Below are 22,123 nucleotides of genomic sequence, written 5' to 3'. Positions count from 1 at the left end.
TCTCACCTCCTTAGGGGCCCGACATCCGGGCGGCCTTCCCTTTGCCCGGTGCCGGCCCTTTTTGTTAGCTCTTCTGGCTTGAAGAGCAAGCGGTAGAGGTTGAGGGCGTGCTCCCTGGCCCTCCTGTCAGCTAACCTGGCCAGCTCCTCCTCTGAGGAGGCCTCGTCTTCGAAAACGAACACCTCGATGATGTGCTTGTTGGTGAGGAGCTGGGCCCAGATGAGTCCCAAGGAAGCTTCATGGGCACATTGCTTGTCTATGGGGGTGGGTCCAGGCATGCCGAAAGCCATGGCCGCAACGCACCCCTCATCCAACAGACGCTTGCATTCCACGGGAAGATCCTTTATACCGGGAACCGTTCTCCTCTCGAACTTCACGTTACAGAGGTTCTTGAGCTCCTCCATGGCAGAGGAAGCCATATCGTATCTGGCGAAGGTGGTATCGACCATCGCTATCCTTACCGTCATGATCTCCTCCTCTTGTATTCTTCCACGATCTCCCTTCCTTCCAAGAAAACTAGACCCCTCTCCTCCGCGTACTTCTTTGCCTTTTCCACGCTCAAAGCCGCGTGCGTCTCCTCATCCAGCATCTCACATATGACCGTTACGGGAATGATTCCTGCCATTTCCGCCAGAGCCACCGAAAGCTCGGTGTGTCCCTGCCTCTCCAAGGGGCTTTCAGCGGCCGGGAGGAGGGGAACATGACCCGGACTCCTGAAGTTCTTCCCGAACTCCTCTATTGCGGAGCCATTCAAGGCCATGGCCCCTATCCTCGCCAGCTCCCTTATGGTCAGGGCTCTATCCCTGTCGGTGATCCCCGTCCTGGTTCTCCTGTGGTTCACCGTAAGGGAGAAGGCCGAACGCTCGTCATAGGGGAGGTCGTGGGGAAAGATATTCCTCAGGAGCCTGAACTTCTCCGCTGCCTCCCGGTAGATTTCCGTCAGATAGGGAAGTCCGAAGTTGTCCGCTATCCTGCGATGGAGGGGAACACAGATAAGGCCCCCCGCCTCTTTTCTAAGGATGGCCACATGACGGGGTTCCACGAACTGCGCCCCCATCACGAGGTCCACTTCGTTTTCCCTTTCACCGCTATCGTGGATGAGAACGAACCTGCCCTCCCTCATGGCCCTGAGGGCCTCTTCTATTTCCATTTCCTCACCTCCAACTCCACTCTATCCCCATCCTTGAGACCAAGGGCATCCCTGAGTTTTTCCTCCGCCACAAGCTCCACTACTTCTTTATGAGAACTCCTGAGGGGAAGCACCAGAAAGGCCTCCTTCCCCCTTATCCTCACAGGGAAACACTTCACCTCCCCAAAGCTCCTCTCCTGGGTACGGAAGCCCTTCAGCATCACTCCCGGCAGTTCTTGGAGTACTTCCCTCGCCTGCCTTGAAGAGCCGTTGAGCTTTACGTTGAGCGTGCCGGGAAAGGGGACGAAACCGAGCTGTTCTTGGAACTGCTTGCGATAACCCTCCTGCTTGACATAATAACTCCCTTCCCCCAAACCGCTCACCACCACTCCTTCCAGCCTCATCACCTCCTCCCTTCCCTCCAATACTTCACCCAGCTCTGTATACAGTGCCTTGAGAAAAGCCAAACCCCTTGGGGAAAGCCTCAGCCTCTGTCCCCTTCCCTCTGGAGAGCGCTCCAACCATCCCCTTTCCTCCAGTCTCCTCAGCCAGCGTGCAAGGGTGGAGGGGGGTTTCCCCATCCTCCTCGAGAGTTCCCTCAGGGTGAGGGAGGTCGATCCCGAAACCCCTCCGGCCTTTGCAACTTCCAGCAGGAGCTTTATCTCCTCCATCTTACCACTTTTGGTTAAATTCTCAAATATGGTTCTTATCGCATGGAGGACGACATATATAAAGTTTTCTCAACAAGAAAAGAGGATGCGCGTAGCCATTAACGGTTTCGGACGCATAGGGAGGCTCTTTTACAGGAGTTCTCTTGAAAGGAGGAAGAATTTCGAGGTGGTGGCGGTCAACGACTTGGCCGATGCCCAGACCCTTCTCCACCTCCTCAAGTACGATTCCACCTTCGGAAAGCTGGAGGTGGAGATGAAGGCGGAAGACGGCTACCTAGTGGTGGGAAAGGAGAGGATGAGGCACCTCTCCGAAAAGGATCCTTCCAAACTTCCTTGGAAGGAGCTGGGGGTGGATCTGGTGATAGAAGCCACTGGAGTCTTTACGGATAGAGAGGGAGCCTCCAAACATCTAGAGGCAGGAGCAAAGAGGGTCCTCATCACCGCTCCCGCCAAAAACCCAGATATCACCATCGTTCCTGGAGTGAACGAAACTCAATACGATCCCTCGAAACACCGTATCATTTCCCTAGGCTCCTGCACCACCAACTGCCTCGCCCCCCTCCTGAAGGTGCTCGAGGAGAATTTCGGGGTAGAGAAATGTCTGATGACGACGGTACATGCCTATACCAACGACCAGCGCGTACTGGACCTCGTTCACAGAGACCTGAGAAGGGCCAGGGCTGCGGCCGTTTCCATCATTCCCACTACCACTGGAGCCGCCAAGGCCATCTTCGAAGTTATACCCAGCATGAAAGGAAAGAGCCACGGAATCGCCTTGAGGGTTCCAGTACCGGATGTTTCAGTGGTGGACTTAGTGGCTCTCCTCAAGAGGGAAACCACGGCGGAGGAGGTGAACGCTGCCTTCAAGAGGGCTGCCGAGGGAAGTTTGAAGGGCATCCTAGCCTACACCGAAGAACCCTTGGTTTCCTGTGACTTCATAGGCGACAGTCACTCCTCGATCGTGGACGGATCCCTGACCACGGTCATAGGTGGCAACCTCGTGAAGGTGATCGCCTGGTACGACAACGAATGGGGATACTCCTGCCGACTCGTGGACATGGCCAACCTGATTGCCTCCAAGGAGTAAAATGTCGCTCCCCACCCTGGATCGGGTAGAAGTGAAGGGTAAAACCGTTCTCCTCAGGGTGGACATCAATTCCCCCCTGGATCCCAAAACTGGAGAAATCCTGGAAGACTCCAGGATAAGGGAGTGTGCTCCCACCATCAAGGAACTGGCGGGAAAAGGGGCGAAGGTGGTGGTCCTGGCCCATCAGGGCAGGCCCGGGGATGAGGACTTCTCCAGGTTGGAAAAACATGCGAAAAGGATGGAAGAAATCCTTGGCATGCGCATCAAATATGTCCCGGACTTGCTTGGACCTTCGGCGAAAGAGGCCATAAAGGGACTGAAGGAAGGAGAGGTCCTTTTACTGGAAAACGTCAGGTTCTACGCTGAGGAGTCCCTTACCGGTACCCCCGAGCAGATGGCCAAGACTTTTTTGGTGAGGGAACTCTCCTCCCTCGCCGACCTTTACGTGAACGATGCCTTCGGGGCGGCACACAGGGGGCAACCCTCCTTGGTGGGCTTTGGGGCCGTGCTTCCCACCTACGCCGGGAGGCTGATGGAAAGGGAACTGAGGGGATTGAGCAGGGCCAGGGAACCGGAGAGACCCTGCATCTACGTGCTCGGGGGAGGAAAATCGAAGGACTCCATGAGCATGATCGAAAATGTACTCTCCAAGGGAATTGCCGACATGGTATTGACTGGGGGTCTGGTGGCATTGCTCTTCCTCTCCGCCTCCGGGATAGACCTGGGAGAACCCAGCTTTCAAGTGTTGAGGGAGAAGGGATTCGAGAAGGAAAGGGAGAGGGCAAAGAAGTTGCTGTCGACCTATGGGGGGAAGATCAAGCTCCCGGTGGATGTTGCCGTGGAAAGGGGAAACAAGAGGGAGGAGGTGGAAGTTTCCAGCCTTCCCGTGAATGCCCCCATCAAGGACATAGGAAGCAGGACTATCAGGGAGTACTCCGAAATCATAAAGGGGGCGAAAACGGTGGTGGCCAACGGTCCGCTGGGAGTATTCGAGGAAAAGGAATTCGAGAAGGGGACCGTGGAGGTGTTGCGGGCGATGGTGGACTCCGGAGCCTACACCATCGTGGGAGGAGGTCACATGGTGGCCGCCGCCGAAAAGGCAGGGGTGCTCTCCAAGCTGAGTCACGTGAGCACGGGAGGGGGTGCGTGCATAAGTTTCCTTGCCGGAGAACCCATGCCCGTGGTGGATCTCCTCCTCAAAACCGGCTGATCAACCCCATTCCTCAGGCCAGAGGCCCAATTCCTTCGCCGTGCTCCTCACTTCCTCCCATATTTCGTCCGGAAGGGGTATTCCCTCCCTGAGATACCTCTCCCTCTTCCTGAACTCCGGCTCCCCTGGAAGGAGGATCTCCTGAAAACCCTCGGCCCTCCTGGAGGCTTTCACTTCCAGAATAAACTCTTCTGCCTCCCTCAGGAATCTCTCCCTATCGGTGAAGGCAGAGGGATCCAAAACCATCATCAGATCCCCCTTGGTACAAAAACCCTCCACGGGCTCAAGCGTTCCCCTGACCTTCCTGCCGGCCGCGGCGTTGACCATAGGACCCGCCAGGAGCTCCAGTACAAAGGCCAACCCATATCCCTTCGGCCCCCCAAAGGGGCTGAGTGCACCCTTCAATCCCTCCTCGGGATCCGTGGTGGGTCTTCCCTCCCTATCCACCGCCCATCCCTCGGGTATCCTCTCCCCCTTCTTCGCCGCCTCCACCAGTTTTCCCCTAGCCGCCACGCTCATGGCCATGTCCAGAAGGACGGGTGGACGGGTGGGTATGCCCACCGCGAGGGCATTGGTTCCCAAGAGGGGCTCGCACCCGCCCCAGGGGTGCACCAAGGGATCGGTGGTGGTGGCCACTATCCCAACCATGCCCTCCCTCATGGCCATCTCCGCATAGTACCCGGCGATACCGAAATGATTGGAGTTGAATACCCCCACCGCCCCCACCCCCACCTCCCTAGCCTTCTCGATGGCCAGAAGCATGGCCCTCTTTGCCACATGGTGTCCCAACCCATGTCCCCCGTCCAAGAGCGCGGTGGCCGGACTCTCCCTCACCACCCTCACCTTCGCCCTGGGGAGGATGGTTCCCCTCCTCAAGGCCCTGAGGATGTATGGAAGCCTCAACATCCCATGGGAATGGAAACCCCTGAGATCCCCTTCCGTCAATACCTCCGCCACGTCCTCCGCTTCCTCCTCACCCGCCCCGCTCTTCAGGAGGAGGGTGCGTATCACCTCCCTTTCCCTATCCGCCGTGAGGATCATTCCTTTCTACCTCCAGGATTCTGCTTGAACCATTCAATGGCTTCCCTGAAGAAATCCTCCCCATCGACGGGCTCCAGTTCAAACTCGTTTCCCCTTTCCTCGTACCTCTCCGCCACCCTTTCGGGATCGGCCTGCTCTGGGGTGAAACCCTTCAGCTCCTCTCTAGTCAAAGGCATGGAGATGAGTCCCGTTTTGTAATGCATCGAGTAGGGTGCCCGCACATCACCCATGGGCTTCATCACCGAAGGATCGAAAAGCACCTTTCCCCTTCTTTTCTCCTTGTGGGCCACATCGGAGGTGGTGAGACCGGGAAGCTTGTTGGAGACTTCCGCCTCCAGAAACCTTATGAGATCGGCGTAAAAGCTGAAGAAATTTTTCTCCCTTTTTCCAGCCTGTAGTTCCAGGGGACGATAATCCTTGGGAAGCTCGTGGGGTTTGAACCTCGTCCAGAGCTGGAATCCCCTAGAACCGCTGTACTTCAGCTTGGGCTCCAAGCCCAAGTCTTCCATCTTCTCCATCGTGACTTCCACCGCCTTCCTGACCTCCGCATCCTTCACCTCCTTACCAGCATCCAAATCCAGCACAAACCAGTCCGGTCGATCGGAACCCACCCGATGGATATAAGGGATGAAATCTATGCCATGGAGATCGAGCCATTTCTGCAGGTCAGAGAGGCTTTGGATGGTGATGTATCTGGGTCCCATCTTCCGTTGCAACCATGCCCTTCCCGTAAAGAGTCTGAAAACCGAAACCCATCTCCCCCTGCAGAACTCGAGAAGGGTGGGAGCAACCACGGGGTAGTATCTTTTGGCCCTATAGACCTTCAAGTAGTCCTGGTTCAGCTCTTTCCCTATCTCCCTCCATCTGCGTTCGAAGTACTCCCTCCCCCTTTCCGTAAGGGCGTAGTTCCCCTCCCTTTCTTCCACCAGTTTCTCTTCCATCAATTCCTTCAAGAGGTCCAAAACCTCCTTCTCCGAAAATTCCCTTCTGGAATCGCGGCTCACCTTTTCCCTTATATGCTCTAAATCCACCAACTTCCCCTTCGGTTTTATCGCCAACGTCATCAGGATGTGGTCCCTTGGCTCCGCCATGCTGATTAGAGTTCGGCTAGCTTTTTGCCCAACAGTTTCTCGGCACACTCCTGGCAAAGGAACTTGGCCTTGGCCTCTCCCGGAACCACCACCTTGAGATAACCCGTACTATAGCTCATGAGCTGGATCTGTTTTCCACAGGACTTACATTTCGGTCCTTTGGCTCGCATTTTTTCCCTCTCCCTTTTCCTCTTCAAGATAAAAGTTCTCTCTCCAAAAGCTCATGATGCTTCCCCTCCTGAAACCCCACAGAACGGTGGATTTACGTCAACTAATAGAGATCCAAAGAAGGGTGGCCGAAAGAGTACTGATCAAGGACGAATGGAAGAAACTCGAGAGAATAGCAGGCCTCGATCTGGCCTATGCGGGAAAAGACCGTGGGTACTCCTCCTGTGTGGTATTGGACCTCAGCTCCCTGGAGATCCTTGAAAAGAGGGTGAAAAAAGTCAGGATAAAATTTCCCTATCTCCCCACCTTCCTAGCCTTCAGGGAGTTGGAAGGGATGCTGGAGGTGGCAAGGGAGGTGGAGGCCGACGTGTACATGGTGGACGGTCACGGAGTGGCCCATCCCAGGAGGGCGGGCCTAGCTTCCCATCTAGGGGTGGTGCTCGAAAAACCAACCCTTGGAGTGGCGAAATCCAAGCTCTGCGGAGAGGGTGAAGAACCTCCCCTCCAAAGGGGGGGATACTCCCTGTTGAGGGAAGGGGGAGAAGTGGTGGGAGCTGCCGTGAGAACCAAAACGGGAGTCAAACCAGTGTACGTGAGCGTGGGTCACAAACTCTCCCTCCCAACGGCCATAGAACTCACGCTCAGGACCTCCACCTCCTTCAGGATCCCACAACCCCTGAGGCTGGCCCATTTCCTCGCCACCAAAAGCGCCAAATAAGATCTTTCCTCGGTGAAGGGATTGAAACAGCTTGCCAGCGGAATAGCCTTGGGAAAGAACAAAAACTGAAACTGCTCGGGAAGCGTGAGAGGCGGCGGGCGCGTCGAAGGTGGACGCCTTCCCCTGCACACCGTTGACCGGCCCCTCAGGCTCCATCCCGCTTTCCGCAAGCGCCGTGCGTCCTGCCTACCCTTGCTGACTTCCGCCCCTGGGGGATTCAGCAGGTAAGGGAGGTTCTCCCCGGCCCTCCGGTCGGGGCCCCTCCGCCGCCGACCCTGCGGGGCGGGACTTCCACACCCGGGACCGGGCGGTGCGAGGTTCCAGCGCCGCCCCCCGACTTCGGCCCGGCATGAGCGGATTTCCGGTTACAGGGGACCGCTAGCCCCCCGCCTAGCCCGCCGCCATTCAAACCTTCCCCATCCATCTTATAACCTTGCCTACAGGAGGGAAGGGAAAAGATTCAAGAGGAGGATAAAGAGGAGGAAGAGGGAGAAGAAATTGGAGAACTGCCTGGCCCTCTTCTTGGACATCTTCAGCTCCAGCAGACCCCTGAACATGTAACCCCCATCCAAGGGCACGAGGGGGAGGAGGTTGAACATCCCTATTCCCAAATCGAGGACGAAGATCCATTTCAGGAGGTCCACCAAGGGCCAGGGAAGGGGAGAACGGTAGAAGTAGGGATGGAGGAGGGTATAGGGTGGGAGGGCGGGTCTTCCCAGCAACTCGTTCACCATGAGCCCCAACATGGAGAGGGGATGGAGGAGCTCAGAGCGCGGGGGGGAGGAGACGGGCCATATTCCCAGACTCCCCCTGTTGTCCCTATTGTCGGCTGTAACCACGAAGGTCCCCCTATCCGTCTCCAGAACCACTTCTTCCCCCGGTTTCAAGTTCTCCACCCCTTCCACGTAATCCCTCCAGGTGTGCAGGGGTTTACCGTTCAAAGAGAGGAGGAGGGTACCGAGCTCCAAGTTTTCGCAGGGACCGTTCTCCCTTACCCCCCACACGCGCACACCGGGGAGGGGGGAAAGGAGGAGGAAAAGAAAGAAGAAGGTTAGGAGGCCCACCAAAATGTTGGCGAAGGAACCCGCTGCGAAAATCCTCAGCCTTTTCTTGAGGGGGGAAGCATTCAGTTTTTTCTCATCTGGCTCCACGAAAGCCCCTGGAAGGGCGATGAAGAGGAGGAGACCAACTGACTTCGTGGGGATTCCCTGGGCCCTCATCAGGAGACCGTGGGAGACCTCGTGAACCAGGAGAACCACGGCCACCGAAATCAACCACCAGTAAACGGTGAGTCCTGGGATTACCCCTGGAAGTACGAACCTCGCCCCGGCCACGGAAAGTTCGGGCCTCCTCAGTATGAAGTAGGCGTTGAGGAGGAGGTTGAAGAAGACGAAAAACATGAGGAAGAGACCCACATAGGTCCCAACTTCCCCGAACCAAATCCATCCCTTTCTCCTCTTCTTGGCGACACGATCGATGATCCTCAGACCCCTTTCGGTCCTCCAGAGGAGCATTCCCCCTTCCAACGAAAATCCGTACTTCTTCAGATGACCCTCCCGGTAGAAGAGGAGAAAGATCGCCCAGAAGGAACCCAAACCCAGGAGGAGGAGGAGAAGGGATTGGGAGAGCTCCATCTTTCCCTTTTCCCTGCCCCCTGTATAAGCCCACCTCAATCCTAATACCCCCAGCCTCCTTCGAGAACTGATGTACATCCTCCTCACCACCGTGGATAGAAAGGAAAAGGCGGAAGAACTGGCGAGAAGGGTAGTGGAGGAGAAGCTGGCTTCCTGCGTGACCGTGCTCCCTGGGGCCAAATCCTTCTATTTCTGGAAGGGGAAGAGGGAGGAAGCGGAGGAGCTCCTGCTCCTCATGAAGACCCTGAGTCCGGAGAAGCTGATGGAGAGACTGAAGGAGCTACACCCATACGAGGTTCCGGAGCTCTTAGTTCTGAGGGCCTCCGCGGTCTCGGAGGAGTACCTGAGATGGGCAAGGGAAGTGGTGGAGTAAACCCCGCTCCCGCAAGGGCCGACAGGAGGGAGGTGGTCTATCCTCCCCGCAGATGGGAGCTCCTCGCGGAGCTAAGGAAGAGGGCGCTGGAAGTGATGGTGGCCCTTTCGAAAAGGGGAATGGAGGCCCTCGCCCACGGAAGCCTCGCCAGAGGGGACGTGAACGAGGAAAGCGACATCGATCTCTTCCTTCCCCAACCCTTTCCCTCCTTTCTGGTGGAAACGGCCCTGATGGAGGCAGGTTTTCTTCCCGAAAAGAGGGAACTGGTGATGGCCACCCCTTGGCAGCTCCCCAAAGCCCACCTCTATCTGGACGAAAGAACGGTAGTCACCTTCCCCCTCCTAAAACCCAAACCCCTCGAGCTGGAGTTCTACTACTTCGGCGGAGCTCTCGAGAGGAAAGGACTGGAGAAAGGGGAGAGGGTCCCAGGAGTGGACAAGAGGCTCATGCTCATCGAACCCACCCCTGCAGGACATGTGGAGAGTCCCGTGAGGGGAAGGGAGGGGGAAGTGGCCAAAAAACTGGGTGTGAGCCTGGAAATCGTGAGGGAAAGGGTGCAGGTCCTCGTTTCCAGAAAGGAGGAAGGCCACACGGGTCTCTTCCTCAAGAGGGAACTCTCACCCACCGAGAACTTCGAGAAGGTCTTCGCCTCCCTAGTCCGCTCCCATTCCTCCCTAAGACTGAGGCTCAAATCCTAGAAGCCTCTTCCAATCTGGAAATGACGAACTCCCTTTCCATGGCGGAGAGGAAGTTCCCCACCCTGGGTCCTTCCTCCCTCCCTATGAACACCAAATAGATGGCCTTGAAAAGCTCTGGGGGATCCGCCCCCACCTCCTTGGCCACTTCATAGACCCTGTTGTGGAGGGCCACGGGATCGTATTCCCTTTCCCTCAAGTCTGAGGCCAACTTGGAAAGACCCTTCCTCTGACCCTCCGTCAACCTTCCCTTCACTTCCTCCGGAAGGACCTCCAGCACTTTGAACCTCATCCAGTCCGGAGCGTATTCCTCCACCCACCTCCTAGCCCTCCTGAGCCTTCCCAGAGCCCTCTGTATGTCTTCTTCCGTGGGCTGAACGAGGAACCCTTTCCTCTGCATGATCTCCAATCCCCTCTCCTCCCTTCCACCCACCACTTGGCTCAGCACGACCGCAAACCTGAAGGGAACTCTCTGGGGCTTGGTGGTCGGTATCCTTTCCACTTGGGAAAGCTCGTAAATTCTGGAAAGCTGCCTTTCCCTCTTACCCTCCTCTGCCTTGGAGAAGTAGAGCTCCTCCACCCTATCGTACTCGTCGTAGAGGTCGAGGAGGGGGAGTCCCGGATCGAAGGATTTGCTCTTCATGGCCTTGCTCCTGAAGATGAAGTACCTGAGGAGCTCGGGCTCCGCTATGGAAAGCCATTGGGAAAGGGTAAAGACCACCCCCTTGGAGGAAGACATGCGTTTTCCCGAGAGGCTCACCCATTCATAGGGGATGGGATAAGGGGCCTTCCCCCCAAAGACCTTCTCCACGATCTCCTTTCCCGTTTCGTAACTCCCGCCCCTTACCGCATGGTCCTTTCCAAAGGGTTCACAGGTCACTCCCAGGAGCTTCCATCGGGCAGGCCATTCCACCCTCCAAGTGAGTTTTCCTTCCCCCTTCGTGTAATCCGCCTTTCCCTCGTGCCCGCATCCCCCGACGTAGTCGCACCCTTCACACACGTACTTCACGTAATCTCCCGACCACCCGTAAGCCCTGGTGGTGGAGATCCTGCCACAATTTTCGCAAAGGGGATCGTAAGGCAACCAATCTTCGGGGAGGGGTTTGTCCCTGTACTTGTTGAGGATTTCCCTTATTTCCCCGGCCTTTTCCAGGGAGAGCCTTATGAGGGGGGCCATCTCCCCGCTCCTGTAGACCTCACTCCCCCTCATCACCTTCAGCTTGAGACCGAAATCCTTGAAGGAAGCCAGAAAATCCCGTGTGAAGTAGTCCACGAAGTCCTCGAAACCTCTCTCCGGTGAGGGAAGGTTGGCGTAGGGCATTCCAAGGTAGCGCTGGTAGGAAGGAGGGAGGGGCCAGGGGACACGCCTCAGGGGATCGAAATCATCCGCATACCAGATGGCCTCCACCTCCCCTCCCCTCTCCTCTATTGCCCTCCTCACCCCATCGGCGATGAAGACGTCGTTGGAATGCCCGATGTGGATGTGCCCCGAAATGGAGATCCCACTCGCTACCAGATGCTTCTTTCCCCTAGCGAGCAGCTCCTCCGCTACTTCGTCTATCCAGTGCATCCGCAAAATTTTATTCGCAGCCTCTAAAATGTACTGTGTCCCCTAGGCCGGCAGAAAGGATGAAGGAGATCCCCCCCTCGAGCACCCTCAGGGTCCTTTCACTGGCCAAAAAACTGGAGAGGGAAGGAAGAAACATCCTCCATCTGGAAGTAGGGGAACCGGACTTCGACACCCCAGAGCACGTGAAGAGGGCTGCCTGGGAGGCCCTTCAGAAGGGAATGACCAAGTACACCCCCTCGGAGGGATTGCCCGAACTCAGGGAAGCGGTGGCGGAGAGGGTGGGAGCGGAGAGGGAAAATGTGCTGATCACTCCCGGCGCCAAGCATGCCATCTTCTGTGCCATGGAGGCCATCCTGGATCCCGGGGAGGAGGTGATCCTTCCTTCCCCCTGTTGGACCTACGACGGTATCGTGTTGAGCGTGGGGGGAAAACCCGTCTTCTTGGAAACCAGGATGGAGGAGGGTTTCAGGGTGGATGTGGAGAGGCTGGAAAAGGCCCTCACCCCAAGGACCAAGCTCCTCGTCCTCAACTCCCCCTCCAACCCTACCGGGGCCATCCTCGACGAGGAGAACCTGAAGGCCATCCTCGACTTCGCTAGGGAAAGGGACCTCTGGATCCTCACCGACGAAATCTACGATCGTTTGGTCTACGAGGGAAAAAGCACGAGCCTTCTCTCCCTCGCTGGATCCATAGAGGGCATCGTTTACATCAACGGTTTCTCCAAGACCTATGCCATGACGGGATGGAGGCTGGGATACGCGGTAGCACCCAAAGAACTGATAGCGGAAATGAACAAGATCCAGCAGGCCTCCACCTCCTGCGTACCAGGTTTCGTGCAGATGGCGGGACTGGAAGCCCTGAGGGGACCCCAAGACTTCGTGGAGAGGATGAGGGAAGAATTCAGGAGGAGGAGGGATTTCATGGTGAAGGGACTTTCTTCCCTAGGTCTGAAGTGCCTTCCGCCCAAGGGCGCCTTCTACCTCTTCCCCCGTCTGCCGGAGGGATGGAAGGATTCCACGAGCTTCTGCGAGCATCTGCTCCAAGAGGTGGGAATAGCCTCCGTTCCCGGAATAGGCTTTGGACCCTTTGGGGAGGGCCATGTGAGGTTCAGCTTCGCCTGTTCGATGGAAGTGCTCAAGGAGACCCTTCAGAGGTTGGGGGAGTTCCTACAGCATCACCATATCTCAGGGTGAGGAGCTCCCTTATCCTCCTAGCCTTTACCCTCCCTATCCCCTTTACCCTCATCAGTTCCTCTTCGGAAGCCCTCATCACGGCCTCCACACTCCCGAAATGCTGGAGCAACCTCTCGGCCAAAACGGAGGAGACTCCTGGGAGTCCTTCCACCACGAACCTCTGTTGGAGGGGGAGGGGGAGATCCCCCCTCTTCCTCCTCAAGGGAGGTGGTCTCCTCCCCTCTTCCCTTTCCCTCCTAGCGAGAAGCCAGAGGAGGGAAGCCGTTTGGGAACTATCCACGGTCCTGAGGACGGGTATTCCCAATTCCATCACGAGGTGGAGGATCGCGCCCTGTACCGCGTGCGGATGAAGCTTCCCCAACTCCTCAGGGTCCTCCTTTCCCTCCACCACCAGCACCGGTTTTTCGAACTTCTCCCTCATCCTCTCCGCCTGGTCCATGAGTCTCCCATCCAAGATGGACCTCAGGAAATCCCTCGTGCTCTTCCTCTCCACGACCACCCTGTCGCTCACCACGAAATCTCCAACTTCAAGCCTCACCACTTCCACCTCCACCCCCCTCTTCCTCAGCTCCCTTTCCAGCTCCCCCCCCATTTCCTGGGGATCGGCGAGGATCTTCAGTTTTCCCGGAAGAACTCTTCCAGTCTCTTCCGTAATTCTCCCTCCCCCACCCTCCTCAACCTCTCCGCCATCCAACCTGGCAGACTTCCCCTCACGAAGGGGGAGAAGACCCTTTCATCCAGGAAGATGATGGCGGCTCGATCGGAAAGGAGCCTGTGGGCCCTTCCCGCCGCTTGGGCCAAACGCCTGTGGGCCGGGAGATAATACCCATACCTTCTCCCCAATCCGGGGAACTGCTCCTCCCAGTATCCGATCGTCCTCTCCAACCTTTGGCTTGGAGGGGCATAGGGTATCCCCACCGCCACCACGGAGTCCATTTGGTGGCCTGGATAATCTCCACCTTCCGCGTTCCTGCCACCCATCACCCCCAAGAGGACTGCACCCCCTTTCTCCGCGTATGCCTTGAACTCCCTGATCTTCCTCTCGTTTTCCTCAGAAGAGCACTCCCTTTCTTCCACGATGAGGGGCTTGGAGAGGGCTTCCCTCAAGCCCGCTTCCAAAAGTCCTTCCAGAACCTCATAGCTGGCCGTGAAAACACCCACGTTTCCCGGCGTGGCCCCTTCCACCTGCACGATGGCCTTCACCATTCTACCATACATCTCCGGACCCCTGTTTTGTTCTCTGGTCGTTAACCCCCTCACCACGAGGGCAAGCACGTTCTCGGGTGGGAAGGGTGAGGAGCACCTGAGCTTTAGGGAGTGGGGAAGACCCACCACATCCGCATAGGCCTCCAACGGGGAGAGGGTCCCGGAAGTACAGATCGCCACCTTCACCCCTTCCAAGACGGGGGAAGTGAGATACCTGGGATCGAGTGCCTGTACCTCGAGCACGGGTACCCCACCTTCCCCCACCGAAACGATCCTCATGAAATCCCTCCTCTTCCTCGTCATCCCCAACTGGAGGAGAAACTTCCCCATTCCCCTCAAGTATGAGCGGGGAGCCTTTCCTTCCCTCAACTTGAGAAGCAGCATTCTTTCACCCACTTCCAAGAGGAGTTCACCCGCCCCCTCCCATCCCCCCACTTTTTTCTCCATCCTTTCCTCGAGCTCCCCCTCCTCCAAGATCCTTTCCTCCCCCTCCCCCAGACCACGGGAGAGTTCCCCCATCGCCTCTTCCATCCTCGAACAGATTTCCTCCGCTTCTCCATCCTCCAGCTCCCTAGCTTCCCTCTTCGCTTGGAGAATGGAGTTCAAGGTCAGCCTATCGCTCGCCAGTTCCACTGCCAACTCCGGAAGGTTATGGGCCTCGTCGAAAACAACCGCAAGTTCTGGGAGGCCCGCACCCAGGGACCTCAGGAAGGGGGGACGGATGGAAGGATCGAGCAAATAGAGATAGCTACATGCCACCACCCTCATGCTCGGCATCAAATGCTTGGAGATCTCATAGGGACAAAGGCCCTCTTCCCTGCATCTTCGCAGTAACTCCCCTGCCTTGACCTGTTCTCCCAAGAATTCTGGAAGCAGCTCTTCCCCCCTTTCCTCCCATTCCCTGAAGAATTCGCACCTTCCTTCCTTCCTAAGCACCGTGCAGAGGTGTGAGGCTTCACCCGCCCCGGAAGTGAACCTCCTGAGGAGGGGATGGAGACACATCTCCCTCCTTCCCCTAAGGGAAAGACCGGGTACGTTGAGACGGGAAGAGAGCATTCTGAGCTCCTCCACCACTCTGTCCAGCTGGCCGTGGGTCCTAGAGCAGTACACTATCTTTACCCCCCTCAGCTCTGGAGAGGAGAGGAGTCCGCACAGGAGAGCCACCGTCTTTCCCATACCCGTGGGACCTTCCACCACGAGGGGAACGGACCTCTCCACGGCCCTCCTCACAGCCACCATCAATTCCAGCTGGGGCTCCCTGATTTCCCGGTAGGGAAAGATCGAAAGCAGTTCGGGATATTCCCTCAGAGGGCGAGGTTGTAGGCTAGAATCCATACCAGCAACCAGCAGGCCAAGAAAGACCAAAAGCCCAGCTTGAGGGCTTTCATCACCGACCATCCCCCCTCCGGAAACTGAGAAGGGGGGAGTCTCAGCAGGGGCGGGGTGAGCTTGTAGGCGAGGAGGAAGAGGAGGAGGAAGAGGAGGAGGGCGGGGGAAGAGGAACCGGACTCGGCTGACAGGAGGCCAGACAGGAGGCCGGCTATGGCCCCGAAGGCCATGAAGGGAAGGGAAGCTTTGGTCTTGAACTCCATTTTATCATCCCTTTTCGGAAGAGGAGACTAAAAAGGTCTAACCTCCACCACCCACAATTCCTCGAAGAACCTCCTGAGACTGGAAAGGAGACGAACCCCCAATCCCCGCTCCCTCGCCTTCTCGAGTGTTTCCCCCATCCCAGAAAGGGAGGATTGAACGAAAAGGGCCCTTCCCCTTTCGGAAAGATGGGAGGAAAGGGAAGAGAGGAAGGGATCCAGCACCTTCCTTCCATCTTTCCCCCCACCCCATCTTGGATCTTCCTCTTCGACAGGAAGATAGGGTGGATTGAAGAGGATGAGATCAAACTTCATTTTTTTCACCGGTTCGAAAAGCCACCCCTTCCTCAGTTCCACCCTCCTTCCCACCCCGTGCTTCCAAGCATTGAGCCAAGCACACCTAATGGCCTCCTCGCTGACATCCGTGGCCACTACCTTTCCCCCTCTCTCCGCCGCCAATACGGCTAGAATCCCGCAACCCGTTCCCAGCTCCAGCACCCTTTCCCCCCTTTCGACCCTCAAGTTTTCGGCGAGGAGGAAGGTGTCCTCAGCCGGCTCGTAGACTCCGGGAAGAACGAGGAATTCCCTTCCACGGTAAAAAGTCCTCAGAATCTCTTCCCCCACCCCACGGTAAAGGATGCCTGCGGTTTTGTCCATCGTCGTTCTAAGCTTGGGAACTTAAGAATCCCTTCCCGCGGATGTTCAAAGAAGGAGCCTGGCGGAAAGGAGTAAACTACACATCCCCAACACATCGCAGAGGGAGGTGATGAGGGGACCGGTGATGTTGTCCGGATCCAGACCCTTGGCGAAGGAAAGCAGGGAGAGAAGGGTGGAAGAAAGGACCACCATGGGAGTGAGGATGAGACCGCTGAGGAGCATGACCAGCGCAAGTCTTCCGGATCCGCCTGCCACCATCAAGTAGAGGAAGAAAACAAGGGAGACCACGGCATACATCAGCAAACTGGAAACCGAAACTATTTTCATGTTGAAGTAGAGCTCCCCCTTCTGTCTAGGGGCTATGGTACCCAGATGGAGGGCTGAGCTAAGCCTGGCCCCCAAAATGGTTCCCACATTACCCGCGATATCGTTGATGGGGGGAACCATGACCAAGAGGAAGGGGAAGGTGTAGAAGAGGCTCAGGGAATGCTCTGCCAGCAGACCGGAAAAAAGGGAGATGAAGGCACATATGACTACGGCGAGGTAGGTTTCAGCCACCGTCCTCCAGAAGCGCACCCGCTCACCCCCACCAGAGGACCACCAGGTAGATGCTGAGCATGGTAACGATATCGCCCAGCGTGGTCATCACGGGCCCCGTGACGTTGTCTGGATCCCACCTCCTCCTGAAGGAAAGAAAGGCGACGAGGATGGTCAGGAAGGTGATAGGGATACCGGCCAGGATCCCGGAAAGGAGGGCTATGACCACCAAATCCCCAAAAAGGGAGGGAAGCCCCACGAGACCCCTTACCACCAGGGACACCGTCACCACGGTCAGGGAACCCACGATGCTCAAGAAAATGGCTGCAAAGGCATTGCCCACCAGCTCCCAATCCCTAGAAAACTTGGGCCTGAGGGTTCCCAGATGTAAGGCCGTTCCCAGTCTGGACCCGAGTGCACAGCCTATGTTTCCCCTCAGGCCTACCAAAGGGGGAACTATCGTTAGGAGGCCAGGAATAACATAGAACTTTTCCTTCATTCCCTCCAAGACCGAACCGGCGCTGAAATCGGCCACGGCGCAAAAGGTGAGCACCGAAAGGATCTGAAACAAAAGGGTTTTCGTGGTCTTTTCCATTTCCTCACCAGAATTTCCTCGGTACCTTCCCTTAAAGGGTTAGGCTTCCCCCGAAAACGGATGGTTTAAAAAGGGTGGCTAAGAAGGAAAATGGGAGAAAAATGAAGGATTTGAAGAAACTGCTCGGACCGATAGCCTTCTACATAGGACTGCTGATAGCCCTGGTGGCGGCGGTAGCGGTGGATCCTTCCGGCAAGCTCTACGGAGTACTGGCGATTCTGGGAATCATCGTGGCCCTGTGCAACATCACGGCGGAAGAGAGCGAGAAGTTCATCATGGGCTCCGTGGCCTTCATCATAGCCGCCTTCGGAATGTATTCCATGATAGAGGCTACGGGTGTGCACCTGGCGGACGAAATCGTAAACCTGGCAACCAACATCACCGTTCTGATAGGGGCTGGAGTGGTCATCATCGCCTTAAAGGCCATCTACCAGCTGGCCAAAGCCGCCTAATCCCCATTTCTTTTTCCTTTTTTCTTTCTTCTCAAATCCAGGCCACTTGGATTTTTGGATTCCTCGGATTCTTGGAGGAAGATAGCCAGAAGGTAGAAGAAGATGAACCAGCTGATGAATAGGGTGATGTTCAGGATCCATTCGCTTGTATAAATGGATAGAAACGTGTAGGAGGTCATTATGCCTCCGTGCAGTGAAGCCGAAACATAAATGTCTGATGCCTCCCTCAGAGCCCCGGCCAGGCATCCGAAGGCGAAGCACCCTAGGATGTGTATGGGCATCCACCAGGTGGGCTCCCACCTCGATGCAATCGGGTTCCAGTAATTGACCAAGTGCATCGAGGCGAAGATTGTGGAGGTTAAAAGTAAACCCATTCCATAATCGACTTTCCAAGCCCTAAAGATGAGCCTCCGCCAGCGTCTCTCAAAGGCCTCATTGAGCCTGGACTGCACATAACCCCTAAAATAAGCCTCCTCAACAAGCCCGATGAGGACCATGTTGAAGATCAAGTTTAAAATTATGCCGAGCGGCGAAAGCCCGGCAGGCTTGGCCACGCCCAGAGCGGTCGATACCACAATTGAGAACGTCGCGGGAAGAATGAAGACGGCTATAAATCCTGAGCTCCACTTCAATGTGATGCGCTGGTTTCTGGGCAGGAAGCCGTAAATCCTAAAACTCCTCCCAGGTAAGATGATGGCGAGTAGGGCTACAAGTATCATAATAAATTTTTGGAGGCCAAAATACCCGAACATGCCATGCTCTAAGTAAAGCTCGCAAAACCACCAAACAAAGGTTAGGATTAGAGAGACTAGACAAACCTCAAGTAAAGCCACACACCGCTTACCTAAGGAAGCCATACTAAAATCTTGGCAATCCTGAAAGCTTAAAGAGAAATACGTGTAAGACTAAGCCCCGGGCGGGAATTGAACCCGCGACCTCGCGCTCTTCGTTCACGAGGAATACCAAGCGCGCGCTCTTACCTACTGAGCTACCGGGGCCTTTTTCTTTCTCTCTTACAGGCTAAAAAATCGACGGGATTTACCTTTCTTGTTTCATATGAAACAACAAAGAATAAAAGGTGAAATCCGTGAGAAAAACCGAGATGAAAACTAGCACCGTTGGTTTGGTAGCCGTCCTCGCGGTCCTCCTTCTCCTCCTCGGCTACTTAGGCTATTCGAGGGAAACCAGAACCCTCGTAAGTCCAGAAAACGTTCTGACCGTAATAGATGACTCGGGAAAACTCGTTAGGCTTCCCCAGCCCGTACGGAGGATAGTCGTCCTGCAGAGCGATGCGGGGGAAATCCTCTGTGCCTTGGGTGCTGAAAACCTGGTGGTCGGAGTAAGCCCCACCACCAAACAAAAGATGGCGCCCAAGTTCGACAACCTTCCAGAAGTGGGGAGCAGTTCCTCCCCCAACTACGAAGCGATCTTGGGACTCCAACCAGAAGTGGTGATCACTTACAGTGGAAAGGTGGGTTCGGAGGAGGAACTCAAGAAGAGGCTGGAACCCCTAGGTATCAAGATCCTCTGTGTGGATGCCTACAAGCTGGAACTCATCCCCAGGGACATAAGACTTTTGGGACTCGTGCTGCGGAAGGAGAACGAGGCGGAGAAGTATGCTGGCTTCTTCGAAAATCTCCTGAAGCTCATAGAAAATAGGGTTTCTGGTCTGGAAAACAAAGTACGTGTGTACGTCGAAGGACACAAGGACTACCAAACGGCTTCCTACGGTACCATGGCCCATGGCATCGTGACGGCCGCGGGTGGTCTTAACCTGGCAGCAGGGGAACCCGTTTCCTACCCGATAGTATCCCCGGAATGGGTACTGCAGAAAAACCCTGACGTGATCCTCAAAAACGCCGGGAAGAGCGCTTTACCGGGAGGGGGAAGGGCCCTGACCAACCCGGAACCCCTGAAAAGAGTCTGGGAGACACTCGTTAGCAGACCCGGATGGGGAGAACTAAAAGCCGTGAAAGAAAACAGGGTCTACGTGATAGCCTGGGATCTCTGGGGAGGAGGCTCCCAGATAGTGACCATTTGCTATGCCGCCAAATTCTTCTATCCCCAGCTCTTCGGCGATCTCGATCCGTCTTCCATCCATAGGGAACTCGTGAACTTCTGGGGGCTGGAGAGTGGAGGGATATACACCTACCCCTGATGTCCCAACCCAAAAGGCTGGGCAAAGCTTGAGCGGATGATCGGATGGGAATAGAAAAAGTCTACCTCCGCTATACCCGTAGCAAACTTCTGGTAATCTTCATCCTTTCCCTCCTCCTCTTCTTCCTTTTCCTCCTAGCACTCTCCGTTGGAGCGGTGAACCTGAGTCCGGGAAGGGTTTGGCGTGCCTTCTTCTCCAGGATCTTCCCCCTCTCCTCCGATCACCTCTCCGAAGTCATCGTCTGGGAGTTAAGGCTTCCCAGGATCCTCCTAGCCCTTTCCGCTGGAGCTGGCTTGGCCCTAGCCGGAGCCGTTTGTCAAGGTTTGCTGCGCAACCCACTCGCAAGTCCCTACACCCTCGGTGTTTCCTCGGCTGCTGGTTTCGGGGCCTCTCTCGGTCTGGTGTTGGGCCTTGGTGTTTGGGGTGGAGAATATCTGGTGGTGATCAACGCCTTCCTCTTCGCCCTCCTCTCCACCTTCTTGGTATGGGGTCTGAGCATCAAAAAGGGAATGAGCTCGGAAAGCATCATCCTCGCCGGAATCGCCGTGATGTACCTCTTCTCCTCCCTTACCTCGATCCTGCAGTACATGGCTGAACCCAGGGCCCTACAAGGAGTGGTTTTCTGGCTGATGGGCGGTCTGTACCATGCCACCTGGGAAAGGTTCTTCCCCGTTTTCTTCATCACCCTTTTCTGTTTTCCACCCCTTCTGAGGTATTCTTGGGATTTGAATGCCCTTGCCATGGGAGACGAAACGGCGAAAGGGTTGGGGGTAAACGTGGGAAGGGTGAGGGGAGTGGGATTGGTCCTCTTCTCCCTCCTCACGGCGGGTATCGTATCCTTCACGGGTACGATAGGATTCATAGGTCTAGTTTCGCCCCACCTGGCCCGCATGCTCGTGGGGGGCGATCACAGGTTCGTCCTTCCCTGTTCCTGCCTGATGGGCGCCCTCCTCCTCCTAGCCTCCGATACCTTGGCCAGAAGCCTCATCGCCCCCACCGAAATCCCGGTGGGTGCGGTGACTTCCCTTCTGGGCATACCCTTCTTCCTGCACCTCCTCATGAAGAAAAGGAAGGAGTTCTGGTCATGAAGATCGTGATAAAAGGACTTTTCTTTGGATATGGGTCTCTCTCCATCCTTGAGGGAGTGGAGCTGGAAGCCGAAAAGGGTGAAATCACCAGCTTGGTGGGACCCAACGGCTCGGGCAAGACTACTCTCCTCAGGTGCGTGGCCGGGATCCTAAAGCCCCAGCGAGGTTCCATCTTCTTGGATGGTAAAGAGATGGGGGAATTCACTCCCAGGGAACTTTCGAGGAAAATCGGCTATCTTCCCCAAGGTCCTTCCCCCTCTTTCCCCCTCACCGTCTTCGACACCGTCTTGCTCGGAAGAAAACCTTACTTGGGCTGGAGGGTGGGAGAGAAGGACTTGAAAGTGGTTTCGGAGATCTTGGAAAGGGTGGGTCTGGAAAAGCTGGCGCTCAGACCCTTCAACGAGTTGAGCGGGGGAGAAAAACAAAAGGTCCTCTTGGCAAGGGTCCTGGCCCAAGAACCAGAAATCCTGCTGCTGGACGAACCCACGAGTAACCTGGACCTGAGGCATCAACTGGAACTCCTGAACCTGATAAGGAAGGAAGTGAAGCGGAAAGGACTCTCCGCCCTCATGGCCTTGCACGATCTCAACCTGGCTTCGACCTTCTCGGACAGGATCGTGCTCCTGAAAAAGGGAAGGATTTTCGCCATCGGAGGACCGGAGGAAGTGCTTACCCCTTCAAACTTGGAGAGGGTCTACGGGGTGAAAGTGGAGAGGATAAAGAGACCGTGGGGCTTTCACCTCCTCCCCCTCAGACCTTCCAAATCAAACCTTAAGTAAGATAAAGGGAAGAGTTACACTTAATGGTAGTGGTGAAAGAAATCAAAGTAATCAACCTAAAGGAGGAAGACCTGCAGGAAGTAATGGAGCTGGGATACAAGTGCTTCCCCGATCCCTATCCCCTCAGCCTACTGGAGCATCTCTACAAGAGCGACCCCCAGGGTTTCTTTGGGGTAAAGATGGACGGAAAATTGGTGGGATATCTCATCTGCACCATGAGATGGGGAGGAATAGGACACATCCTTTCCATAGCCGTGGATCCGGAATACAGAAGGAGGGGGGTGGGAAGGGCCCTCATCCAAAAGGCCCTCGAAAGGCTTAGGAAGGAGGGGGCCACCGCCGTAAGACTGGAAGCCAGGAAGAGTAACCTTGGAGCAAGGGCCTTCTATTCGGTGCTGGGTTTCAAAGAAGAAAGAGAGCTCCCCCATTATTACGAGGACGGGGAAACCGCTGTGCTCATGTGGTATACCTACCCCACCTGA

General features: G+C 56.0%; 26 protein-coding genes, 1 tRNA gene and 1 other RNA gene. 11 read left to right on the top strand and 17 right to left on the bottom strand.

Going from position 1 to position 22,123, the window contains the following annotated elements:
- Positions 1-2: 2 nt before the first annotated feature.
- The 3 genes from ribC to QXG22_04515 are packed head-to-tail and all read right to left on the bottom strand — an operon-like array spanning position 3 to position 1,800.
- A complete protein-coding gene (ribC, locus tag QXG22_04525; GenBank protein ID MEM0359254.1) occupies positions 3-467 on the bottom strand; it encodes a riboflavin synthase in 465 nt (154 codons plus the stop codon).
- Positions 464-1,150 carry a 3,4-dihydroxy-2-butanone-4-phosphate synthase gene (gene ribB, locus QXG22_04520; GenBank protein MEM0359253.1) on the bottom strand — a complete coding sequence of 229 codons (687 nt, stop codon included), beginning with the start codon at positions 1,148-1,150 and terminating at the stop codon, positions 464-466. Before ribB ends, ribC begins: the two co-directional genes overlap by 4 nt.
- The gene (locus QXG22_04515; protein ID MEM0359252.1) at positions 1,141-1,800 is read right to left on the bottom strand and encodes a DUF120 domain-containing protein; all 660 of its coding nucleotides are present in this window, start codon (positions 1,798-1,800) and stop codon (positions 1,141-1,143) included. Before QXG22_04515 ends, ribB begins: the two co-directional genes overlap by 10 nt.
- 85 nt (positions 1,801-1,885) lie before the next feature.
- On the opposite strand from QXG22_04515, the gene gap reads away from it, so the two are divergent.
- The gene (gene gap, locus QXG22_04510; protein ID MEM0359251.1) at positions 1,886-2,887 is read left to right on the top strand and encodes a type I glyceraldehyde-3-phosphate dehydrogenase; all 1,002 of its coding nucleotides are present in this window, start codon (positions 1,886-1,888) and stop codon (positions 2,885-2,887) included.
- 1 nt (position 2,888) lies between these two features.
- Positions 2,889-4,097, top strand: a complete 1,209-nt coding sequence (locus QXG22_04505) for a phosphoglycerate kinase (protein ID MEM0359250.1) — start codon at positions 2,889-2,891, stop codon at positions 4,095-4,097.
- Here QXG22_04505 and QXG22_04500 read toward each other — a convergent pair whose 3' ends face one another.
- The 3 genes from QXG22_04500 to QXG22_04490 are packed head-to-tail and all read right to left on the bottom strand — an operon-like array spanning position 4,098 to position 6,399.
- Positions 4,098-5,138, bottom strand: coding sequence for an Ldh family oxidoreductase (locus QXG22_04500; protein MEM0359249.1), 1,041 nt, complete (start codon positions 5,136-5,138; stop codon positions 4,098-4,100).
- A complete protein-coding gene (locus QXG22_04495) occupies positions 5,135-6,202 on the bottom strand; it encodes a hypothetical protein (GenBank protein MEM0359248.1) in 1,068 nt (355 codons plus the stop codon). Before QXG22_04495 ends, QXG22_04500 begins: the two co-directional genes overlap by 4 nt.
- A gap of 32 nt (positions 6,203-6,234) precedes the next feature.
- Positions 6,235-6,399, bottom strand: a complete 165-nt coding sequence (locus tag QXG22_04490) for a hypothetical protein (protein ID MEM0359247.1) — start codon at positions 6,397-6,399, stop codon at positions 6,235-6,237.
- A 56-nt stretch (positions 6,400-6,455) separates the two neighbouring features.
- Between QXG22_04490 and QXG22_04485 the strand changes: the two genes are divergently transcribed.
- Positions 6,456-7,115, top strand: a complete 660-nt coding sequence (locus QXG22_04485; protein MEM0359246.1) for an endonuclease V — start codon at positions 6,456-6,458, stop codon at positions 7,113-7,115.
- A 92-nt stretch (positions 7,116-7,207) separates the two neighbouring features.
- Here the strand turns inward: QXG22_04485 and ffs are convergent.
- Both ffs and QXG22_04475 read right to left on the bottom strand, forming a co-directional pair.
- Positions 7,208-7,516: signal recognition particle sRNA (gene ffs, locus QXG22_04480), an RNA gene on the bottom strand.
- A 36-nt stretch (positions 7,517-7,552) separates the two neighbouring features.
- Positions 7,553-8,749, bottom strand: a complete 1,197-nt coding sequence (locus QXG22_04475) for a site-2 protease family protein (protein ID MEM0359245.1) — start codon at positions 8,747-8,749, stop codon at positions 7,553-7,555.
- Between the two features lie 70 nt (positions 8,750-8,819).
- Between QXG22_04475 and cutA the strand changes: the two genes are divergently transcribed.
- Positions 8,820-9,122: a divalent-cation tolerance protein CutA gene (gene cutA, locus QXG22_04470; protein ID MEM0359244.1), complete on the top strand. Its 303-nt coding sequence runs from the start codon at positions 8,820-8,822 to the stop codon at positions 9,120-9,122.
- Positions 9,098-9,820, top strand: coding sequence for a nucleotidyltransferase domain-containing protein (locus tag QXG22_04465; protein ID MEM0359243.1), 723 nt, complete (start codon positions 9,098-9,100; stop codon positions 9,818-9,820). The genes cutA and QXG22_04465 overlap by 25 nt, the downstream gene beginning before the upstream one ends.
- Here QXG22_04465 and lysS read toward each other — a convergent pair.
- Positions 9,810-11,387 (bottom strand): lysine--tRNA ligase, encoded by a 1,578-nt coding sequence (gene lysS, locus QXG22_04460; GenBank protein MEM0359242.1) that lies wholly within the window; start codon positions 11,385-11,387, stop codon positions 9,810-9,812. The two genes, QXG22_04465 and lysS, sit on opposite strands and share 11 nt — an antisense overlap.
- 59 nt (positions 11,388-11,446) lie before the next feature.
- Between lysS and QXG22_04455 the strand changes: the two genes are divergently transcribed.
- The gene (locus QXG22_04455) at positions 11,447-12,580 is read left to right on the top strand and encodes a pyridoxal phosphate-dependent aminotransferase (protein MEM0359241.1); all 1,134 of its coding nucleotides are present in this window, start codon (positions 11,447-11,449) and stop codon (positions 12,578-12,580) included.
- On the opposite strand, the gene QXG22_04450 is transcribed toward QXG22_04455, so the two are convergent.
- The 6 genes from QXG22_04450 to QXG22_04425 are packed head-to-tail and all read right to left on the bottom strand — an operon-like array spanning position 12,522 to position 17,164.
- Positions 12,522-13,274, bottom strand: a complete 753-nt coding sequence (locus QXG22_04450) for an ERCC4 domain-containing protein (GenBank protein MEM0359240.1) — start codon at positions 13,272-13,274, stop codon at positions 12,522-12,524. The genes QXG22_04455 and QXG22_04450 overlap by 59 nt on opposite strands.
- The gene (locus QXG22_04445; protein MEM0359239.1) at positions 13,196-15,121 is read right to left on the bottom strand and encodes a helicase C-terminal domain-containing protein; all 1,926 of its coding nucleotides are present in this window, start codon (positions 15,119-15,121) and stop codon (positions 13,196-13,198) included. Before QXG22_04445 ends, QXG22_04450 begins: the two co-directional genes overlap by 79 nt.
- Positions 15,091-15,378: a hypothetical protein gene (locus QXG22_04440; GenBank protein ID MEM0359238.1), complete on the bottom strand. Its 288-nt coding sequence runs from the start codon at positions 15,376-15,378 to the stop codon at positions 15,091-15,093. The genes QXG22_04445 and QXG22_04440 overlap by 31 nt, the downstream gene beginning before the upstream one ends.
- A gap of 27 nt (positions 15,379-15,405) precedes the next feature.
- Complete coding sequence (locus QXG22_04435) at positions 15,406-16,032, bottom strand: methyltransferase (GenBank protein ID MEM0359237.1); 627 nt, start codon at positions 16,030-16,032, stop codon at positions 15,406-15,408.
- A gap of 45 nt (positions 16,033-16,077) precedes the next feature.
- Positions 16,078-16,608 (bottom strand): magnesium transporter, encoded by a 531-nt coding sequence (locus QXG22_04430; protein MEM0359236.1) that lies wholly within the window; start codon positions 16,606-16,608, stop codon positions 16,078-16,080.
- 4 nt (positions 16,609-16,612) lie between these two features.
- Positions 16,613-17,164 carry a magnesium transporter gene (locus tag QXG22_04425; protein ID MEM0359235.1) on the bottom strand — a complete coding sequence of 184 codons (552 nt, stop codon included), beginning with the start codon at positions 17,162-17,164 and terminating at the stop codon, positions 16,613-16,615.
- A gap of 101 nt (positions 17,165-17,265) precedes the next feature.
- Here QXG22_04425 and QXG22_04420 point away from each other — a divergent pair, with 101 nt between their 5' ends.
- Positions 17,266-17,616, top strand: a complete 351-nt coding sequence (locus QXG22_04420; GenBank protein MEM0359234.1) for a hypothetical protein — start codon at positions 17,266-17,268, stop codon at positions 17,614-17,616.
- On the opposite strand, the gene QXG22_04415 is transcribed toward QXG22_04420, so the two are convergent.
- Positions 17,613-18,335, bottom strand: a complete 723-nt coding sequence (locus tag QXG22_04415) for a CPBP family intramembrane glutamic endopeptidase (GenBank protein MEM0359233.1) — start codon at positions 18,333-18,335, stop codon at positions 17,613-17,615. The two genes, QXG22_04420 and QXG22_04415, sit on opposite strands and share 4 nt — an antisense overlap.
- A 189-nt stretch (positions 18,336-18,524) precedes the next feature.
- Positions 18,525-18,614: transfer RNA gene (locus QXG22_04410), tRNA-Thr, on the bottom strand.
- Positions 18,615-18,718: 104 nt separating this feature from the next.
- Between QXG22_04410 and QXG22_04405 the strand changes: the two genes are divergently transcribed.
- From QXG22_04405 to rimI, 4 genes are read left to right on the top strand one after another with little or no spacing between them, the layout of a single operon-like run.
- Complete coding sequence (locus QXG22_04405; protein MEM0359232.1) at positions 18,719-19,774, top strand: ABC transporter substrate-binding protein; 1,056 nt, start codon at positions 18,719-18,721, stop codon at positions 19,772-19,774.
- Positions 19,775-19,818: 44 nt separating this feature from the next.
- On the top strand, positions 19,819-20,862 hold the full coding sequence (locus QXG22_04400) for an iron ABC transporter permease (protein ID MEM0359231.1): 1,044 nt from the start codon (positions 19,819-19,821) through the stop codon (positions 20,860-20,862).
- Positions 20,859-21,641, top strand: a complete 783-nt coding sequence (locus QXG22_04395; GenBank protein ID MEM0359230.1) for an ABC transporter ATP-binding protein — start codon at positions 20,859-20,861, stop codon at positions 21,639-21,641. Before QXG22_04400 ends, QXG22_04395 begins: the two co-directional genes overlap by 4 nt.
- A 23-nt stretch (positions 21,642-21,664) precedes the next feature.
- Entirely contained in the window at positions 21,665-22,123 is a 459-nt protein-coding gene (gene rimI, locus QXG22_04390; GenBank protein MEM0359229.1) for a ribosomal protein S18-alanine N-acetyltransferase, read from the top strand.

Source organism: Candidatus Hadarchaeales archaeon (assembly GCA_038736355.1).
Taxonomy (GTDB): domain Archaea; phylum Hadarchaeota; class Hadarchaeia; order Hadarchaeales; family WYZ-LMO6; genus WYZ-LMO6.
The sequence above is the reverse complement of the archived record's forward strand: the minus strand, read 5'-3'. Positions and strand labels throughout refer to the sequence as shown.

Bases quoted from the DNA above. Each gene is read 5' to 3' on its own strand.
- ribC (MEM0359254.1), bottom strand. From the start codon at position 467: ATGACGGTAAGGATAGCGATGGTCGATACCACCTTCGCCAGATACGAT.
- ribB (MEM0359253.1), bottom strand. From the start codon at position 1,150: ATGGAAATAGAAGAGGCCCTCAGGGCCATGAGGGAGGGCAGGTTCGTT.
- QXG22_04515 (MEM0359252.1), bottom strand. From the start codon at position 1,800: ATGGAGGAGATAAAGCTCCTGCTGGAAGTTGCAAAGGCCGGAGGGGTT.
- gap (MEM0359251.1), top strand. From the start codon at position 1,886: ATGCGCGTAGCCATTAACGGTTTCGGACGCATAGGGAGGCTCTTTTAC.
- QXG22_04505 (MEM0359250.1), top strand. From the start codon at position 2,889: ATGTCGCTCCCCACCCTGGATCGGGTAGAAGTGAAGGGTAAAACCGTT.
- QXG22_04500 (MEM0359249.1), bottom strand. From the start codon at position 5,138: ATGATCCTCACGGCGGATAGGGAAAGGGAGGTGATACGCACCCTCCTC.
- QXG22_04495 (MEM0359248.1), bottom strand. From the start codon at position 6,202: ATGACGTTGGCGATAAAACCGAAGGGGAAGTTGGTGGATTTAGAGCAT.
- QXG22_04490 (MEM0359247.1), bottom strand. From the start codon at position 6,399: ATGCGAGCCAAAGGACCGAAATGTAAGTCCTGTGGAAAACAGATCCAG.
- QXG22_04485 (MEM0359246.1), top strand. From the start codon at position 6,456: ATGCTTCCCCTCCTGAAACCCCACAGAACGGTGGATTTACGTCAACTA.
- QXG22_04475 (MEM0359245.1), bottom strand. From the start codon at position 8,749: ATGGAGCTCTCCCAATCCCTTCTCCTCCTCCTCCTGGGTTTGGGTTCC.
- cutA (MEM0359244.1), top strand. From the start codon at position 8,820: ATGTACATCCTCCTCACCACCGTGGATAGAAAGGAAAAGGCGGAAGAA.
- QXG22_04465 (MEM0359243.1), top strand. From the start codon at position 9,098: ATGGGCAAGGGAAGTGGTGGAGTAAACCCCGCTCCCGCAAGGGCCGAC.
- lysS (MEM0359242.1), bottom strand. From the start codon at position 11,387: ATGCACTGGATAGACGAAGTAGCGGAGGAGCTGCTCGCTAGGGGAAAG.
- QXG22_04455 (MEM0359241.1), top strand. From the start codon at position 11,447: ATGAAGGAGATCCCCCCCTCGAGCACCCTCAGGGTCCTTTCACTGGCC.
- QXG22_04445 (MEM0359239.1), bottom strand. From the start codon at position 15,121: ATGGATTCTAGCCTACAACCTCGCCCTCTGAGGGAATATCCCGAACTG.
- QXG22_04440 (MEM0359238.1), bottom strand. From the start codon at position 15,378: ATGGAGTTCAAGACCAAAGCTTCCCTTCCCTTCATGGCCTTCGGGGCC.
- QXG22_04435 (MEM0359237.1), bottom strand. From the start codon at position 16,032: ATGGACAAAACCGCAGGCATCCTTTACCGTGGGGTGGGGGAAGAGATT.
- QXG22_04425 (MEM0359235.1), bottom strand. From the start codon at position 17,164: ATGGAAAAGACCACGAAAACCCTTTTGTTTCAGATCCTTTCGGTGCTC.
- QXG22_04420 (MEM0359234.1), top strand. From the start codon at position 17,266: ATGAAGGATTTGAAGAAACTGCTCGGACCGATAGCCTTCTACATAGGA.
- QXG22_04415 (MEM0359233.1), bottom strand. From the start codon at position 18,335: ATGATACTTGTAGCCCTACTCGCCATCATCTTACCTGGGAGGAGTTTT.
- QXG22_04405 (MEM0359232.1), top strand. From the start codon at position 18,719: ATGAAAACTAGCACCGTTGGTTTGGTAGCCGTCCTCGCGGTCCTCCTT.
- QXG22_04400 (MEM0359231.1), top strand. From the start codon at position 19,819: ATGGGAATAGAAAAAGTCTACCTCCGCTATACCCGTAGCAAACTTCTG.
- QXG22_04395 (MEM0359230.1), top strand. From the start codon at position 20,859: ATGAAGATCGTGATAAAAGGACTTTTCTTTGGATATGGGTCTCTCTCC.
- rimI (MEM0359229.1), top strand. From the start codon at position 21,665: ATGGTAGTGGTGAAAGAAATCAAAGTAATCAACCTAAAGGAGGAAGAC.